Below are 15,592 nucleotides of genomic sequence, written 5' to 3' on the forward strand. Positions count from 1 at the left end.
CGCTGATCTAATCCGGTTGACGTTCGTTCTGGCCCATCGAGAGGACCAGGACATGAAACGTAGCCGCTTTTCTGAAGAGCAGATCATCGGAATTTTTGAAGGAGCCGCAAGCACGGGGTCAGCGACGCCTCGATTACAACTGGAACGGCCGCTTCGGCGGGATGGATGTCTCCGAGGCTCGGCGACTGAAGGCTCTGGAGGGAGCATGAGGAACTGTGGGGCGGTTATGCGGCGAGAGCTGTTTCGTCGGTTTTGTTGCAACGGCTGAATAGGGGCACAGAGAGGCCCTGATGCGAGGTCAATCAGGCGGCGAGGATTTCGAACTGCTCGGCCAAGGACGGATTCGGATTGAAGGCGTACCTCGCCTGTCGCTTGCGCATCATGTGAATCATTTCGATGCCGGTCAGGATGGTGGCTGCGGTGGCCGTCGATTTGAAGCCGAGCATCGGCCGGATACGGCGCTTGATGCGCCGATGGTCCTGTTCGATCCGGTTATTCAGGTATCTACTCTTGCGGATCCGGATCGGCTTCAGCCGGCGCCGGGAGCGGTCCTGCAAGCGATTTGTGGTGTCGCAGGAAACGATCGCCTCCCGATTGGTCTGGCTATCGTCGATGACGACGCGATCCGGTCGGCGATGACGCTCCAGCGCCTTTCTGGGGTCAGGACAAGAGCAGTTCAAAATCTTGCGCTAAGAGCGAACGGCTCCGACGCTGTGCTGATGGGAGGCTCCGCGCCTCCGCCGGTTGCTCAACCCGCGCCAAGAGGCGTAACAGAAACGGCCAAGGCTCTAATCGCCACTGGAGGACAGTTCAGTGGCATGTATGGACGGCCTCCGCGTGGCAAGGGCTTTCTGACATTGATGACAGGTCGGTCGGCTGCAGGCATGTATTCGGCCTTTGAGTGCGGCCTGTTGTGGCGTTGCGCCAGGATGGACATTCTGCTGAATTTTACATGCGGCGCCGTTTCATGGATGCGCGCTTGGGCTCCCCATTTTCTATTGCCCGCCCCGGCTCATGCCGGGCTGGCTTCTTGGCGTTCTGGGAGGATTTGCTCACCATGGTTCATAGTGGCAGCGCAACCGGTGAGCGCCTCACCTGAGGCTACATGGCGGCCGTGGAGATTGCCTCAGAAGCGGCGCCCAATCGGAAACCTTAGCACCTCCGCGTTTTGGCGTGGCTGCTTGAACTCTTCGACGGCAACCGCCTCAATTAGCAGGTCCAAGGCTTCGCGTCCCCTTCGACTCATCGGGTCATCGCCACAAAGGTAGTCATACGCTCGATCTAAATGCACTCGGGCGGCGGAAAAATTGCTTGTCATAGGACCCTCTCTAACCACCCGCATTGCCGTCTACGACGGTGAAGGTCGCGCAATCGCCAATATCGACAGACAAATTTGAATCAAACCGGGGATGATCGGGGGAGTAGCCAGGACGTCACCCACGCTGACTGAACCGGTCGACATCGACGCCGTGGTCTCGGCATTCCTCGCGCGCCTGGAGGCCGAAGTCCCCTGACATGATGCCGCCGTCGAGCCCGCCGACGATCACTCGCTGGCGCATGGTCGGATCATAAATGCCGAGCACCCCGTTCCGACCACCTCTGACCTCCGTCATTCGATGCAGACGCGCGGAACCGGCCCGATTTTGCGGCGTAGAGCCAGAGGCGGCCGCCAGGTCCCAGGCCGGTTGGCTCCAAATCGCGCTAGGTCGTGTGGATCAGGTTTGTCCACACCATTTAGCTATACGCGGGGGGCGATAATACCACCGAAGAAGAAATGGCGCAGGTATTGGGTATCGATCCGTCGGAGCACCCAATCCCGCCCGCAGCGCGGGTCGCAGCCATCTCGACCGATTGGTGGACTCCTGACTACGGGATGTGAGGAGCTTTTCCAACCTATAGCTAAATGGAAAGAGACCCCTCGATCGCGCCAACCTCGGCCCAACCTACTGGACTCCAGAACGAAAAGAGCGCGTGGGGCTCGAGCGACTTGCGAGGAGAAGGAAATCGCGCCTCGGCATGACTGACTCCGACTGCCTGAGCGCCGGCATCGCCTTTCAGTGCGCCCAAGGGGAGCGTTCCGGTGGCCAGTGCTGCCTTGCTGGAACGGAGCAGGTGGGCTGTTCTAGCAACACGGTTGAGTGCCCGGGGTGCCAACAATGAACAAATGCGCAGGAACGCTCGATCGGGCGCCTTCGGCAGGCCTGAGACCCTAAAACCTGTGCAAGTGCACAGGTAGCGAAGTGCGTGCAGGTTCGAGCACAATGGGCGTCGGCGCAATTTCCATGCCGACCACCAACGGAGATATCTGCGATGACCAGCAACATGCGGCTAATGAAAGCGAGCGAGATTCCCGCCTTCGTCGACAAGGTGATCGAGGCTGGCTGTGATATCTGCGCGATCGGTCACTTAGGCTACTCACTGGGCGATGTTGACGGGAAGGTACCCTGGCGCAAGGTAAAAAGAATCGTGGAAGAGTTTGGCGATCGTGATCACCTGCTACCGGAGATCGTTGCCTATCTTCGCTCGATAGGCCGGTGCATAGAACTCTCGTCGTCGACAAACGAGGGCCGGAGACCGCACAAAACAGGCACTCGAAGACGGAACGCATAAAAGGACGGGTCGGAGACGATCGTCGAATCCGGCTCCTTCACCGACAATGACGAGCTGGACTTCGGGACCGGTATCGACGCCAACGAGCTGTGGTTTGCCCAACAATAACCTCGTCTTCTCGTACCGGGCACCACGGACAAGGGTCGGTCAATGACTGTTCGCCGGGCAATGTCGTCGAAACTATCAAGTCCGGCGACGGCAAGGTGCTTAGCCATTCCGACGTGGCAACTCTGGGTCGCGGCCATGGCTGGTGTCGATCCGGCAACGTCGCACACGGAATTCGGCATCCAACCAAAGATGCGCGGTTTGGCGACGCCTAGAAGGTTGGAACCATCCCTGCCCCAATGCAGCAGTCCTGGTGGCTGATGAAAACAAGTCCACGATGCCCGGTGGTGCGCTTCCACCGCACCACCGGGGTCTTCGCCGGAGCCAAATGCAGAAAAATCCAGGCGCGTGCTGAAACGTCGCGAGGAATTCGATTTGGATTATGTCAGCTGATAAAATGACCCGTTCAATTTCGATCGATCAATCAGCGCCCTTGGGGGGCTGTCGGTCCGTATCGCGCCTGACCGCGGCGCTATGCTGGTGCTCCTACGGCCGCCCTGTTGGCGAGGTCTTTCGGGTCATCACACTGTCACGCTTCGGCTATCCGCCTTCCCCCTCATGCTCAGTCCTAATCGATGCGGTGGACGCCCCCCAACAGCATCGCGATGTGCTGTCGTTTCCGACTGTGACACCATAGTTCAAACCCGATAACCGCAGTTTACTGAAAGAATCCACAAATTCGTAAGCTGCGGCAGGAGAGAAAAAAGCAACAGCTAGAAGACCGCCGCCGAGTTCCATAATATATCTTATGCAACTTTATAAGTATTGGCACTGGTTTCAGTGAGCGAATGCAGTTGCACCGCATCGAGGTCTTATCGAAGCTCATTGCTCAGGTCAATGTTACTTTAGATCCCCCCCTGATCACTGATGAAACACCTAGAACCGGAAGTCGGTTACGCCGGAGTTTTCTGAAACGCCGGTGGCTGCTCGAGGTCAGACCATATCGGTTTTCGCTCGCGTTCCCTTCTCGGCTCACTCACCCCTTCCCTCTCGGCTCACTCACTTGTGCGGCATGCAATAGATGCCCTCGGATTCCATGAGTACCGCGCCGCCCTTTAACTCGCTCAATGCGCCGACCCAGGCTTCCGAATAAGTGCGGCTGGCATCCACGGCCGTCAGCCAAAGAACGCGATTGTCAGCCAGTTCGACTTTAACTTCCTGCTGCAAAGGGCTTGCCTGCACGGTCTGTTGATAGTGCCGTTTGATCCTGACATTGCTGGCCGGGAACTCAGCTTCGTTGCTGCCATAGTTCAGCACAAATCCAGTGTGGTCCTCGGCCACTGTGCAACTGCCGTCACGCTCACACACGATTTTTGCGGCGGTCTTGCAGTCCCATTTCAGTGAAGCGGGCCACATCGGATTGTCCGCGCTCGATCGCGGCTTGTCGCTCTGACCAGCCGCCGTCGAGACTGCCCATGTGCTCATTATCGCAGTCGACAGGAGAAGCGCCTTCAACACTTATTACCCTTCCCTGATCCAGTATTCGCATTGAGCTTTCGAAGCCATCGCTGTCGTCGGCGTGAATGAACCGGACAGAGACGTTTTGTGATCCTCACGGCGACTGGTCCTGCGTGATCACCTGGCTTATTGGCACGTTGAGATTGAACTGGCTTATGGCACGTTGAGATTGAACCAGCTTTTCTGGCGTAGGCCGTTCGCGTCGTCATACTCGATGAACCAGGGCTTTGCGCGCATCGGCCGAGAGATGGTGTAGTAGGTGGAGCCGTTACCAAGGGAATGCCCTCTATCGTTGCCCGTGATCTGGATTTTTGCCGTCACCAACTTACCGTTCATTTTGATCTGGCCTGTCGAGATCCGTTGTCATGGTCTTGGCCGAGGCGACTATTCGTGAAAGTGACGGGCAGTGTGAGCCTGTCGGAGCTGATGCGGCAGATGTTCCGTTCTTGCCTCATTCCTGGCCGATCGGAGTCGTAGCTGCCAACTGCTTGCCAGCCAGAAGGACAATCCTCATACTTCTCGTATCTCGCGGCGCTGGAGTTGGCTTGCGGACAGGTCGGCCAGTTAAAACCCGGAGCTTTCATCGCCGCAATCAACTTGTAGATTGGCGGGTGGCAAGAAGGAGTGCCCTGCCAGTCACCGGACAGACAGAGGAGGACCTGACAGCCCCATTCCGATGCCTGTGATTGGGATGGAAGAGCTGCGGCGCCCGCGACGGCGGCTGCACCCACCAAGAGATATTTCAGTACGATCATAGCCTTTTCCTCGCGGCGGATTCTGATACTTTACTATGGATCATCCGCGCGAAAAAGGACAGATCGAGAAGGTAGGTTTGTGCGACTACATCGATTTATGAAACGAGACATCGCGGGCGTGGTCGACAACCCGTTGCGTGTCAACATTGCGACAACGCTGGAGCGGGAGAGAGCCAGGCGTGGCCTATCCCATATGCACATGGCCGAGCTGTTCCGGACTGTCGAGGGCGAAAGGCTCGCCTACCGGACCTACATCCAGACCGTGCGGCAGAAAAACAATGTCACCCTGACGACGTTGCAAATCATGGCAAGCGGCTTGCATGTGTCAGTTGCAGACCTGCTCGCGGGCGGAAAAAAACTTCCCGAATGGGCGCATCAGTTGGACGAGACTGCAATCCGCAAGCGTCTGGCGCACATCATCGACATTGAGCGAAAACGACGCACTTTGCTCCGCTATGAGATGGCCGAGCTCATAGGCGTGGCGGAGGCGACATTCATGAAATTGGAACGCGCAAGCGGTAATATCAGCGTCGACACAATTGCCGCGATCGCCAAGGCGTTGAAACTTGATCCAGCGACCTTCCTCTTTTCCGATAAGGTCCCGCCATCAACTGATCTACCTGTTTCTGACGCACCCGGAGGCGTAGATTCTCATTTCAGAGAGCCGTAAACTTCCAGCGTCATCATCCGTCTAAGCTGGGCTACACCGAATGGCTGGCAGGTTTTCGCCGTGATAGCGCATACCGGTGCAATTCAGGTGAAAATGGAGCAGAGCTGAGAGCTCACAGCTAGCCGCCCCACGAGTGTTCCTTTGTTCGCCCGTACCTGCGGCACGATTGCCAAAAAGTGGCTGCGGCGGAAGCCAGGGGAATTCTGACCTGTACAGTTGTGCCGACACCATGAGCACTCTTGATGATGAGCATTCCGTTCAGCGTCGAGACCATCTGAGAACATGCGGTCAGGCCAAGGCCAGTATGATTCCCGGCTCGCGTTGAAAAGAAGGGAGTAGTTGCTTTTGCAACGATTGCAGGTGGCATGCCTGAGCCCTCGTCGGCCACTTCAAGCACGAGGTAAGTGCGCGGGAAAAAGGGGCGCCGCTTGACTGTCGCGGAGATGAGAACTCGGGCGTTTTTGGCGCTCGACGAAGCGGCCAGCGCGTTTTCTATCAGCTCATTCACCACCAACCGTAACGGCGTCGCCGGGACGGGTAGCAAGCGCGCTTTGGAATCGACCGAGACTTGCACCAAACTGCCGCGATCCTGCGTAAGATCCTCGAGCAGTCGGCCGAGCGACATAGTGCTGGAATCTTGTGGTGCATAGGCGATCTGAAGCACACTGTTGGTGATCGATTCCAGTTCGGTCGCAGCACTGCGCGCAGCCTCAAGCATTTCGCCGCTCGGCTGCTTGTCTGGTTGTGCGTGCTCAAGGAACAGCCTCAAGGCTGTAACCCGCGATCGGGTCATATGCGCAAAGAGCGAAGCGAACGAGCGCATATGCTGGTCACGGCGATTGGCTAAAGCATAACGCTGATGGATAACGAGATAGAAGGTAGCACCCAGGCCAAGTGCGATGGCGAAGATGAACCAGTTGCGCGAGGCCGCAATGTCGATACTGGCGGTCTGCTGCAAGGTGGCGCTGTGATCAACGGTAGAGCTGGAAATCTCGTAAATTGACTGTTCCAGCTTGGCCATCTCGGCAATGGCTTGGGTGTAGTTTCTACGCGCTGACACAAGAGGTGCAATTCTCTGTTCGAGGGTCAAGCGAATCCGACCCAGGAGTTCGGCGTCATGGTCGGGAAAAAACCGGTTCAGATAGGGCAGGTTTTCCAACTGCGCGACGTTGACGCTCACCAGCGCCATTTGTCGATCGATGTCCGCATCAAGCTTGCCCGTCTCGTCGGCGATGCGAAGATAACCATAGACTCGCAAAAGACGCTCGCGAATCTGTGCCGCACGCCACTGAATCTCGAAGGTCTGATTGAGGATGGCATCAGTCTCCTGACGATAGCGGTTCGATTGGATGAACGTCCACGCACTCAGGCCAAGCGCCGCAGCCATACCGAGATACGGCAGAACAGTGAACAAACGGCCGTTGAAGAACTTCATTGCGTGGCGCGCAGGATGACTGGGAAAAATACCCAGATCGAGTTTCTTGCGGGAACGTAGGAGGCGGGCAGCTGGTCGAAGGGCCAAACGATGAAGATGGGGCCTTTCTCTACCATGCTGATCGGGCGGAAATCCTGACCCGGCAGGCAATGTGAACCGGCCTTGTCGTTCTCGTTGCAACGACGCTCGATCGCCAAGATCGGATTATAGGACCGGATTTCGTCCATATGAATATCGGAAACGAAGTTGTCATAGGCGACAACTTTCACCTCCTGCGCGGCGGTGATTCCGGCCTTGGCAAGCACATTTGCAAGCAGTGGCCCGCGATATTCTATTTTCTCGTTGTTGCTCGTCCAGGGCGTACGCGTGTCATAGGTCTGTTGCGGAAACTCTGCCCGCAGCTGCTTTACCGAAAAGATGGCGACGGTCTTGCCGCTGGCGTCTTGAACCGACACTTCGTTGGGATCGAGGGGAATTTCCTCGGCGGCGCTGGCGAGCGGAAGGGACAGGGCAAACATGACGGCGAGAGCATTACGCAACATCTTCCACATCCTCGTATTCGCGGGGTCCATCGTTCTTGGCGAAGAGCACGCAAGGTCCTCGGGAGCCCCGCGGATCGTAGGCAAATCCCTTTTCTGCTAGGGCAAGCGTGATGTTGCGGACGCCGTCAAGGCCATAGAGATGATCGTGCAGCTCAAGAAAAATGCGCTCGACGCCGGGCAGCTCGGCATCCTGCAGAAGTTCTTTCTCAGCACCTTCAATGTCCATGACGAGGGCGTTTATTTGATGATCGGTGATGAAACGATCGACGTCGGCCGAGACGATCGAAAGTTCGCGCTCATATGGTCCTTGGTCTTTGTCCGTGGAAGACATCCAAAGGTCCCGGCGAACGTAGAAGGTGAAGGACCGCGGCGGGCCTGCTGTGAGGATACCCTGGGAATATGTGACATTGTCGAGATCGTTGGCCGCTATCACGCGCTTCGCTAGTTCCGCTGTTGCGGGATTTGCTTCAAAAGCCCACACCTGAACGCCGGGGATTTTCGCAATCAGTGCGGTGATGATGCCGATACCGGACCCTAGCTCCAGTACGCGATCGCGCGCCTTGACTGCCCTGAAAATCCACTTCGCTTCCTTCGCCTCATAGCTCTGGCTTTGAAGCGCTCGCCAGATGACCGGCGAGACATCCTGCGGTTCCACGGGAACCTTGATCCCATGTACGGTTAGAGAAGCCATCGCGATCACAGCCCCTGTGGTAGCGGATGACCTTGCCTCATGAGTTTGGCCCGGGCCTGCTTGTAGTACCTTTCGGCAGAGCCGGCATCGATGCCCAGCCGCTCTGACATGAGGGCGAAAATCTCTTTCCGTTTCACGCCAGGCGCGCGGCGGGCCATCATGTCGATGATTTCATGCTCGCGAGGCGTCAGAACGGAAAAGCGATAGTCGGGCCTTGTCATGGCGACTCGCGAAAGGCGCAGGGAGAAGCCCTTGGATGAAATGTCCTCGAGCACGTCGCTGAAAACGCCGGGCGCAAGGCCGGTTTTGCCGAGATAAGCTGCGGCGCCGATCTGCTGGAAGCCTTCGGCCTCGGTTCGATTGTCAGAGCCGGTGACGACGATATGGATGGCGCTCGCAGAGGCTTCCATGATTTTGTCGACGACAGAAACCCGAGCAGTTTCTGACGTGGGATCAAATCCGGGCAAGCCGGGATCAATTACGATGAGATCAAATTGGATGTTTTGAAGCTCTCTGGTCGCAATCTCCAAGGTTTCGGCACCTACAACGATGCAGTCATGGAAGCTTGCTTGCACTTCGTTCATTAATGCCAGACGCATAAGCGTCTGGTCTTCAACCACCAGGGCACGAAACATTAGAAGCCAATCCTTCTACGCAGGCACCCCCGCCCGGTCTTAGAATCGTCGCTTCAAAATAGGGATGATGCCATCCCTTTTTTTCCTTACCTCCCGAGGTATCAGTATGTGACCAATGTACGCCAGGAGGAGGACGATGGCTATTCAACTGGTCTGCAGCAACGGAGAAATGGAACCGGCTGAAGGTGTCGCGAATCTTATTGCGGCACATCGTCAGAGCCTGGCCATGCTCGAATATCTCGGCAGGCGATTGATGGAAGCTGAAGGGGCGGACGCGGCCTTGCTGGGTCAGAGGATGGACGCGGTTATGGCGCAAGAGGCCGCGGCACGAAGGAGAGCCGCCATCGCTCCAGTAGCCACTGTCGCGGATATGAAAATGAAGGCAGCTTATTTCCAACGGTTGATGGGTCATGGCTGGTGCGAAATTGACGTTGAGGATTTGCAGGCGGTGCTCGGTTCTTTCACGAAACTGCAATCCTAAGAGAAGAGTGCCGAAAGCCATGCTGTGATGGCGTGCCAGGCGGCATAAACTCCCGCGGGGACCAAGATAATAGCGATGAATGCGACGGCATCGCCAATTGAGCGGTCGGTGCGTCCTTGCACCGGATATCCATGGTAATGGTTGTGGGCGTCGTCATCGCGGCTCATCATTATCTCTCCGATATGCGTTTCAGCAGCATTTGTACTGGGTGCTGAAACGTTGTGTTCCACAATCCTCTGCGCTTCGACTTCGCATCCAATTCGGCAACTAGGTAATTGCCGTTGACTGCCTTGCCTTTTACTGTCGTCGCCGCAAAAGCATATCCCGTCGAGATGAGGGCCGTTCCGACGTCGATTGTTTCGCCGTTCAACTGCGCTCCGCATATGACAAAAGCCGCCTCGTCGAGCGCGTAGCCGATTGGCTGGCAGGTGATTGCCGTGCCGTCAAACAGCGCGGCCAAGTGCGCCAGCGATGCGTTGCCGCAATCAATTTTCCTGCCGCCGGCCTCCTCTGCGATTGTCCCTCGTAAACACGATTGGACCCCATAGAGATGGAACAGGCGGTCTCCATCGCGCCATGTGTCGCCGGTTAGCAGTTGAGCCGACTTCGATACTTGGAACGGAGTCGGTTCGGTGGAAGCATTGCTCTCCTGTGCGTGAGCCGATGCGGATAGTGCAACGGCAATGGCTGCGAGGCTGAACCTTCTCATTTTTGGAACTGCTCGCCCAGTTCGCCCGAATGTTCCAGATCGGGGCGCAGAGATTTGCCATCCTTGTTACCAATCGCCGCCATGTCGAAAAAGACCATTTCGTCATCATCATAGGCGACCGTGTACGGATCGTTTGCATCGCCTGCACCGACGAGGGAGAAGCACGACACGGCGTCGGGTTCATCCTTCTTGCTTTGCAAAACAAGCGTGTTGCAAAGAACGACAGATGCACGGTGGTTGTAGATCCGCTCTTCGTAATCTTGCGCGGCTTTCGTGCAGTCCCATTCTTCGGCTTTATATGTGATTTTTGGCTTTGGGCACGCTGTGAGGCCGCGCAGCCGATACGTCGCGCCGTTGATAACGCGCTCAGTAGCCGACTTCACCCTCACCGGCATCTTCAAGGCGGTAACGTCACGCCGATAAAGCGCGCCCTTGGCGTCGTAGCGCTCATAGACAAAGACCTTCTCGCCAGGCTTCGAGAACTGAAGCAAGTAGTCCTTCGATGGCTCATCGAAGGCATTCGGGGCGCTCGCGGCGGCTGCGAAACCCACGGTGCTTTGGAGCAGCAAGGCGACGAATATGGCTGTCTGTTTCATCGGATTTCCGTTCTCGTCACGCTTATCGATTGACACTTTACTAGGGCAGAGTGTAGCCATAGTAAAGTGTCAAATTGTGGCAAGCCAATGATTCGACCTCTCCTGACAATATCGCTTTGCGGTGCCATAGCGCCTTTCACGGCGCTGGCTCAGGACATGGCATCAGAGCGCGTTGCGGTCGCCTTTGCAACGCCGGCGAAAGCTGTGGCGGCAACCGGTATAGATCGCTCCGGAGCTTGTGAGGGTGGCAACCGTGCACAGATCGCGAGCCTTGTGCGCTCAATAGCGGCTGAACAAGGATTTGACGCCGATCTGGCCGAAGCAATTGCATGGGCCGAAAGCGATCTTGGTGCCAACCAGGGTCCGTCAAAAGCCGGGGCCTTGGGAATCATGCAGCTGATGCCAGGAACGGCCTCCGATCTCGGCGTGACAAACCCCTGCGATACACGGGCAAATGTCCGGGCTGGTATCCGGTATCTGAAGTCACTGTACGACCAGTTCAAAGATCCGCTGCTGATGCTCGCGGCCTACAACGCCGGGGCCAACAACGTCTACAAGGCGAAGGGCATTCCGGTGAATCCGGAGACGGCAGAATACATCGTGAAAATATTGAACCGCTGGAAGTTCGGCGGTGTCGTCAAAAAATCCACCCTACCCAAATTGGAAACGCTCGCGGCCGCTCCGCCAGCGAGCGAGGACACTTGGCAGGATGGTCATGTCATGGATTTCGGCAACTGAAAGGAGCCAAGGGTGGAATACAGGAAAGCGGGTAAATTCGCCCTGAAGCTGGCCTTGGCCTCGGCGGTCGGAATAGCTCTCGCGCCGGCCACTGCGTATGCCCAGTCGGCGGCGCCAGTCGAAAATGTGATGGAGTGGTTTGTCGGCGTTCTGCAAGGCAACATAGCGCGCTCATTTGCCATCATCGCGGTCTGCTTTCTTGGCTTCCTCGCCATGACGGGCCGGCTGGCTTGGATGATGGCTTTTTCCATCATCATTGGCATCGCTCTGATCTTCGGCGCTGCCCAGCTGGTGGATGCGGTCCGCGCCACCGCGGGAGGCAGCTGAGGCATGGACGACGAGGAAGTCTATGTCGAGCCGGTCAGTCTGCCACTGACACGCCCCCCGATGAAATGGGGCGTGCGCTATGAAGTTTTTGCACTGAATGGCATCCTGGCGGTGATCGGTTTTATCGCCACGAGCAGCTTCATGCTCGGCCTTGGCGTGTTCGGCGTGGTGCATCTGGTTAGCGCATATCTGTGCCAGCGCGACCCCTACATGTTTCATATTTTTGAACGGCGCGTCTCCAAACGCGGAGCGGTGGCGAACCTTACTTTTTGGGGCGCGAGGAGCTATTCGCCATGAGCCTTGATGCCGACCTGAAATTTGGCCGTGAGCGCCGCCGCGAAAAGCCCGCGGCGATGCACATCCCCTACCTTCGCCATGTCGATGACAATCTGATCGTGACGAAGAGCGGCTTTCTGGTCGGCGCCATCCAACTCAGTGGCCTGCCGTTCCAGACGATGGACCAGGCCGAGTTGAACAGCCGCATGTTCAACCGCAACACGACGTTCCGCAATCTCTCGACCTCTCGCTTTGCGGTCTACACAACGATCATCCGCCGCCACGTGACGCCGGAGATCGAAGGCGACTTTGACAATCCTTTCGTGGCCGAGCTCGACGCCCGCTACATGGATGAACTTGGGGCGAAAAACCTTTTCGTCAACGAAGCGTATCTGGCAGTCATACGCCGACCGATGGTCGGCCGCGTCGGCTGGGTGGACAAGGCGCTCAATGCGTTCCGCATCAGCACCGCAGGCGAGGAAACCCGCGAAGAGGCGATGGCCGAACTGCATGACGTTCTCGAGGGCGTCGTCAAGGATTTCACGGCTTATGGTGCGCGTCTTCTTGGCGTCGTAAAGCGCCGCGACAGCTTCTTTTCCGAGCCGGCGGAATTTTTGGCGAAGATCCTCGCCGGCGGCCTCGACGTGGAAATGCCTTTGCCGCGCATGAGCCTTGGCGATGTGCTGGCGACACGACAGCTGTTTTTCGGCAAATCCGCGCTGGAACTTCGCGGGCCGGACGAAGGCAAGCTCGGCGCCATGGTGTCGATCAAGGAATACCCACCGTTCACCGCTCCGGGCTCATTGGACGGTCTCTTGCGCCTGCCACATGAGTTTGTCCTGACGCAGAGTTTCGCGATCGAAGATCGTGTAACGGCGATGCGCAGGATCAACACGATCGCGAACCAGGTCGAGGGTTCAGACGAGGCGGGCACGACGGTCGAGGAGTCCGTCCACGACGGCGCCGACAAGCTGGCCGGCGGCGAAGTCGTCTTCGGACAACATCACATGAGCGTCATGGCGTTGGCACCGGATATGGCTGGTCTCAACCGTGCGCTATCCGACATCACGGCGGAGCTTTCGCGCATGTCGATCGTGCCGGTTCGCGAGACCCTGAACACGGAACTGGCCTTTTGGGCGCAGTTGCCGGGAAATTTCAGCTACATCGCGCGACGTGCGTTGATCTCGTCCCTCAATTTCGCCGGCCTTTTCTCCGGACACAATTTCCCGTCCGGCCAACGTGAGCGGCTGCATTGGAAACGGCCCATCGCCTTGCTCGAAACGACCAGTCAGACGGCCTACTACTTCAATTTCCACGTTCACGATGTCGGGCATTTTACGGTGTTCGGCCCGACCGGCTCGGGCAAGACCGTAGTGCTGTCGTTCCTGATGGCGCAAGCCATGCGCATCATGCCGCGGCCACGATGCGTTTATTTCGACTACATGCGCGGCGCTGAGATTTTCGTTCGGGCGCTCGGCGGCCGCTACGAGGTGATGGAGCCTTCTCAGCCGACCGGGTTCGCGCCATTGCAGCTTGATGACACGGCAGAAAACCGTTCTTTCCTGGAAGATCTGCTCATCTACATTCTGACGCCGGAAGGCGGCGCGCTTGACGTGGCAGAGATGCGCGTCATCAACGCCGCCGTCGACATGATCTACAAGATTCCGCGCGAACAGCGGATCTTCGACCTGCTGCCGGAAGTGCTGCGGGGCTCGCTGATGCCCGGCATGAACGATCTGGCCGCGCGGATACAGCCTTGGCTCGACCCGAAGGACAAGGGCTGGCTTTTCAACAATCCCGTCGATCTGGTGGATTTCTCGAAGCCCGTCGTCGGGTTCGACATGACCAAGATCCTCGGTGACAGAAAGCTGCGCTCGGCGGCCTTGCTCTACATCTTCCACCGTCTTGAGGACGTCATCGACGGCTCGCCGATCATGCTCTTCCTCGATGAAGGCTGGAAGCTATTGGACGACGAGGTTTTCGCCGCCTTCATCAACGAGACGCTGAAAACCGTTCGTCGCCGGAACGGCGTTGTCGGCTTCGGCACGCAGACGGCGGAAGATGTTGTCAATTCCTCCATCTCGTCGTCACTGATCGAGCAAACGAAGACCAACATTTTCTTCCCCAACCCGAAGGCGAGCAAGGAGTCCTACATGGAGCGCTTCTCCTTGACGGCGAAGGAATTCGAGTTCGTGCGCCGCACCGCGAAGGAAACACGCACCTTCCTCGTCAAGCACGACAGCGACTCGATCGTCGCCAAGCTCGATTTGTCGGCGATGCCCGATCTCATCAAGGTCTTGTCCTCGAACGAAGCCAACAGCAAGGAATGCGCACGGCTCCGGGAGACCTTCGGCGACGAGCCGGAGATGTGGCTGCCATACTTCTGCGGCTGGGAGAACGAGCATGACGAAGCGGCTTAGCAGCGCTTGTCTGGCCGTGGCTCTCGCGACGGCGGAAAGCATGAGCGTGGCTATCGCTCAGATCGCGGTCATCGACGGGCAGAACCTCGATAAGCGGCAAGAGGACGAGCAGCACAGCAAGACGTCGGATGAAGCGAAGAGGGACGAAACCGACAGGAAGAAAAGCGTCGTCTGCACCTATTCGAACAGATACCGCTCACAGATGTTTCGCCGGTCTCCGGCCGACGCGATGCAGCGCGACGCCGGCAACGTGAAGATGATCCGCTATTATGCGCAAAAGTACGGCGTGCCCGAAGGCCTGGCGCTGTCCGTCGCCTATCAGGAATCGCGCTTCGACACATGCGCCGGCAGCCACACCGGCGTCAAAGGCGTCATGCAGCTGACCAAGGGCACCGGCAAGTCCATGGGACTGGACCGCGACGTGAACGAGCAGAATGTCGAAGGCGGCGTCAAATATCTCGGAATGGGCGTGAAGCAATGCGGGGCGACGAATTACAGCTGTCTCGCCTCCTTCTACAACGGATCGAACGCAGGGGAGCAGAACCAATGGGCCGGCGGTGTCGGCCGCTGGAACAGCTACTTCAACGACTATGTGTCGAGCGGCAAGGCTCCGGCCGCCGCGCCGCCACCATTCTCGATCGTAACGGCCGACGGCGCAGGCGGCGCGGCCCAGGACGCGGCCATGGGCACGGTCAGCAAGGCGACCGGCAGCCTCGATGCAAGCTCATCGCAGATGGGCGCCAACACTGCAGCGATCGATGCGCTGGCGGGCAACGTTGGCCAAGTGACCGAATACAAGGACGCTTGGGAGCTGAACTCGTCCGCTCGTGGGATCAACGTCGATGTCACCAACCAGTACCTCGCCCAGGCGGGCGACTTCACGGCGTTGCTGGCCCAACTTCTGTCGTTGCAGAACGTTCAGACATCGCAGTCGGCCAAGCTGGTGCAACAGCCGAAGGGCGGTTCTCCAAATCCGTTCTCTTGTGATCCCGCCGAACTGGAACGGTTGAAGATCGATCGCGGTCGGTGGTTGCCGTGCGCGGTTGAGAACGCGGGGGCAAGCTCAGCCGACAGCCACTCGGTAATCATCACCACCGACCCTGCTGGCGCCGCCAGCGTGATCGATTCTCTACAGCAATAGGAG

General features: G+C 57.8%; 20 protein-coding genes and 2 pseudogenes. 9 read left to right on the forward strand and 13 right to left on the reverse strand.

What is annotated here, in order from left to right; translation table 11 throughout:
- Positions 1-52: 52 nt before the first annotated feature.
- Positions 53-200, forward strand: a pseudogene (locus NKI25_RS32525) (transposase); the annotation flags it as partial.
- 102 nt (positions 201-302) lie between these two features.
- On the opposite strand, the pseudogene NKI25_RS32530 reads toward NKI25_RS32525, so the two are convergent.
- The 3 genes and pseudogenes from NKI25_RS32530 to NKI25_RS32540 form a co-directional block, all read right to left on the reverse strand.
- Positions 303-656 (reverse strand): annotated as a pseudogene (locus NKI25_RS32530) (DDE-type integrase/transposase/recombinase); the annotation flags it as partial.
- A gap of 470 nt (positions 657-1,126) precedes the next feature.
- A complete protein-coding gene (locus tag NKI25_RS32535; RefSeq protein WP_352509872.1) occupies positions 1,127-1,318 on the reverse strand; it encodes a hypothetical protein in 192 nt (63 codons plus the stop codon).
- A 115-nt stretch (positions 1,319-1,433) separates the two neighbouring features.
- The gene (locus NKI25_RS32540) at positions 1,434-1,613 is read right to left on the reverse strand and encodes a hypothetical protein (protein WP_352851524.1); all 180 of its coding nucleotides are present in this window, start codon (positions 1,611-1,613) and stop codon (positions 1,434-1,436) included.
- A 697-nt stretch (positions 1,614-2,310) separates the two neighbouring features.
- Between NKI25_RS32540 and NKI25_RS32545 the strand changes: the two genes are divergently transcribed.
- Positions 2,311-2,610, forward strand: a complete 300-nt coding sequence (locus tag NKI25_RS32545; protein WP_352784751.1) for a Y4lK-related protein — start codon at positions 2,311-2,313, stop codon at positions 2,608-2,610.
- Between the two features lie 1,104 nt (positions 2,611-3,714).
- On the opposite strand, the gene NKI25_RS32550 is transcribed toward NKI25_RS32545, so the two are convergent.
- From NKI25_RS32550 to NKI25_RS32560, 3 genes are all read right to left on the reverse strand, one after another.
- Complete coding sequence (locus NKI25_RS32550; RefSeq protein ID WP_353000500.1) at positions 3,715-4,140, reverse strand: hypothetical protein; 426 nt, start codon at positions 4,138-4,140, stop codon at positions 3,715-3,717.
- Between the two features lie 186 nt (positions 4,141-4,326).
- Positions 4,327-4,509: a hypothetical protein gene (locus NKI25_RS32555; RefSeq protein ID WP_353000502.1), complete on the reverse strand. Its 183-nt coding sequence runs from the start codon at positions 4,507-4,509 to the stop codon at positions 4,327-4,329.
- Positions 4,506-4,928 (reverse strand): hypothetical protein, encoded by a 423-nt coding sequence (locus tag NKI25_RS32560; RefSeq protein ID WP_353000504.1) that lies wholly within the window; start codon positions 4,926-4,928, stop codon positions 4,506-4,508. The genes NKI25_RS32555 and NKI25_RS32560 overlap by 4 nt, the downstream gene beginning before the upstream one ends.
- Before the next feature lie 97 nt (positions 4,929-5,025).
- Here NKI25_RS32560 and NKI25_RS32565 point away from each other — a divergent pair, with 97 nt between their 5' ends.
- Positions 5,026-5,598, forward strand: a complete 573-nt coding sequence (locus tag NKI25_RS32565) for a helix-turn-helix domain-containing protein (RefSeq protein ID WP_352707223.1) — start codon at positions 5,026-5,028, stop codon at positions 5,596-5,598.
- A 118-nt stretch (positions 5,599-5,716) separates the two neighbouring features.
- Here NKI25_RS32565 and NKI25_RS32570 read toward each other — a convergent pair whose 3' ends face one another.
- From NKI25_RS32570 to NKI25_RS32585, 4 genes are read right to left on the reverse strand one after another with little or no spacing between them, the layout of a single operon-like run.
- Entirely contained in the window at positions 5,717-7,033 is a 1,317-nt protein-coding gene (locus tag NKI25_RS32570) for a sensor histidine kinase (protein WP_352774505.1), read from the reverse strand.
- The gene (locus NKI25_RS32575; protein WP_352707219.1) at positions 7,030-7,584 is read right to left on the reverse strand and encodes a putative pterin-binding protein; all 555 of its coding nucleotides are present in this window, start codon (positions 7,582-7,584) and stop codon (positions 7,030-7,032) included. The genes NKI25_RS32570 and NKI25_RS32575 overlap by 4 nt, the downstream gene beginning before the upstream one ends.
- Positions 7,565-8,266 carry an FkbM family methyltransferase gene (locus NKI25_RS32580; RefSeq protein WP_352707217.1) on the reverse strand — a complete coding sequence of 234 codons (702 nt, stop codon included), beginning with the start codon at positions 8,264-8,266 and terminating at the stop codon, positions 7,565-7,567. Before NKI25_RS32580 ends, NKI25_RS32575 begins: the two co-directional genes overlap by 20 nt.
- Positions 8,267-8,271: 5 nt before the next feature.
- A complete protein-coding gene (locus NKI25_RS32585) occupies positions 8,272-8,901 on the reverse strand; it encodes a DNA-binding response regulator (protein ID WP_352707215.1) in 630 nt (209 codons plus the stop codon).
- A 136-nt stretch (positions 8,902-9,037) separates the two neighbouring features.
- Here NKI25_RS32585 and NKI25_RS32590 point away from each other — a divergent pair, with 136 nt between their 5' ends.
- Positions 9,038-9,382: a hypothetical protein gene (locus NKI25_RS32590; protein WP_353000506.1), complete on the forward strand. Its 345-nt coding sequence runs from the start codon at positions 9,038-9,040 to the stop codon at positions 9,380-9,382.
- Here NKI25_RS32590 and NKI25_RS32595 read toward each other — a convergent pair.
- From NKI25_RS32595 to NKI25_RS32605, 3 genes are read right to left on the reverse strand one after another with little or no spacing between them, the layout of a single operon-like run.
- The gene (locus NKI25_RS32595; protein WP_353000508.1) at positions 9,379-9,552 is read right to left on the reverse strand and encodes a hypothetical protein; all 174 of its coding nucleotides are present in this window, start codon (positions 9,550-9,552) and stop codon (positions 9,379-9,381) included. The genes NKI25_RS32590 and NKI25_RS32595 overlap by 4 nt on opposite strands.
- Positions 9,552-10,091 carry a thermonuclease family protein gene (locus NKI25_RS32600; RefSeq protein WP_352707210.1) on the reverse strand — a complete coding sequence of 180 codons (540 nt, stop codon included), beginning with the start codon at positions 10,089-10,091 and terminating at the stop codon, positions 9,552-9,554. The genes NKI25_RS32595 and NKI25_RS32600 overlap by 1 nt, the downstream gene beginning before the upstream one ends.
- Complete coding sequence (locus NKI25_RS32605; protein WP_353000510.1) at positions 10,088-10,687, reverse strand: hypothetical protein; 600 nt, start codon at positions 10,685-10,687, stop codon at positions 10,088-10,090. The genes NKI25_RS32600 and NKI25_RS32605 overlap by 4 nt, the downstream gene beginning before the upstream one ends.
- Positions 10,688-10,843: 156 nt before the next feature.
- Between NKI25_RS32605 and NKI25_RS32610 the strand changes: the two genes are divergently transcribed.
- From NKI25_RS32610 to NKI25_RS32630, 5 genes are read left to right on the forward strand one after another with little or no spacing between them, the layout of a single operon-like run.
- A complete protein-coding gene (locus NKI25_RS32610) occupies positions 10,844-11,425 on the forward strand; it encodes a lytic transglycosylase domain-containing protein (protein WP_352784754.1) in 582 nt (193 codons plus the stop codon).
- A gap of 12 nt (positions 11,426-11,437) precedes the next feature.
- Positions 11,438-11,752 carry a TrbC/VirB2 family type IV secretion system protein gene (locus tag NKI25_RS32615; protein WP_352468896.1) on the forward strand — a complete coding sequence of 105 codons (315 nt, stop codon included), beginning with the start codon at positions 11,438-11,440 and terminating at the stop codon, positions 11,750-11,752.
- Between the two features lie 3 nt (positions 11,753-11,755).
- Complete coding sequence (locus tag NKI25_RS32620) at positions 11,756-12,049, forward strand: VirB3 family type IV secretion system protein (RefSeq protein ID WP_023720449.1); 294 nt, start codon at positions 11,756-11,758, stop codon at positions 12,047-12,049.
- Complete coding sequence (locus tag NKI25_RS32625; RefSeq protein WP_352689129.1) at positions 12,046-14,448, forward strand: VirB4 family type IV secretion/conjugal transfer ATPase; 2,403 nt, start codon at positions 12,046-12,048, stop codon at positions 14,446-14,448. Before NKI25_RS32620 ends, NKI25_RS32625 begins: the two co-directional genes overlap by 4 nt.
- Positions 14,432-15,589, forward strand: coding sequence for a transglycosylase SLT domain-containing protein (locus NKI25_RS32630; RefSeq protein WP_352740534.1), 1,158 nt, complete (start codon positions 14,432-14,434; stop codon positions 15,587-15,589). The genes NKI25_RS32625 and NKI25_RS32630 overlap by 17 nt, the downstream gene beginning before the upstream one ends.
- The last annotated feature ends 3 nt before the right edge of the window (positions 15,590-15,592 follow it).

The organism is Mesorhizobium sp. M0808, from assembly GCF_040320025.1.
Lineage (GTDB): Bacteria > Pseudomonadota > Alphaproteobacteria > Rhizobiales > Rhizobiaceae > Mesorhizobium.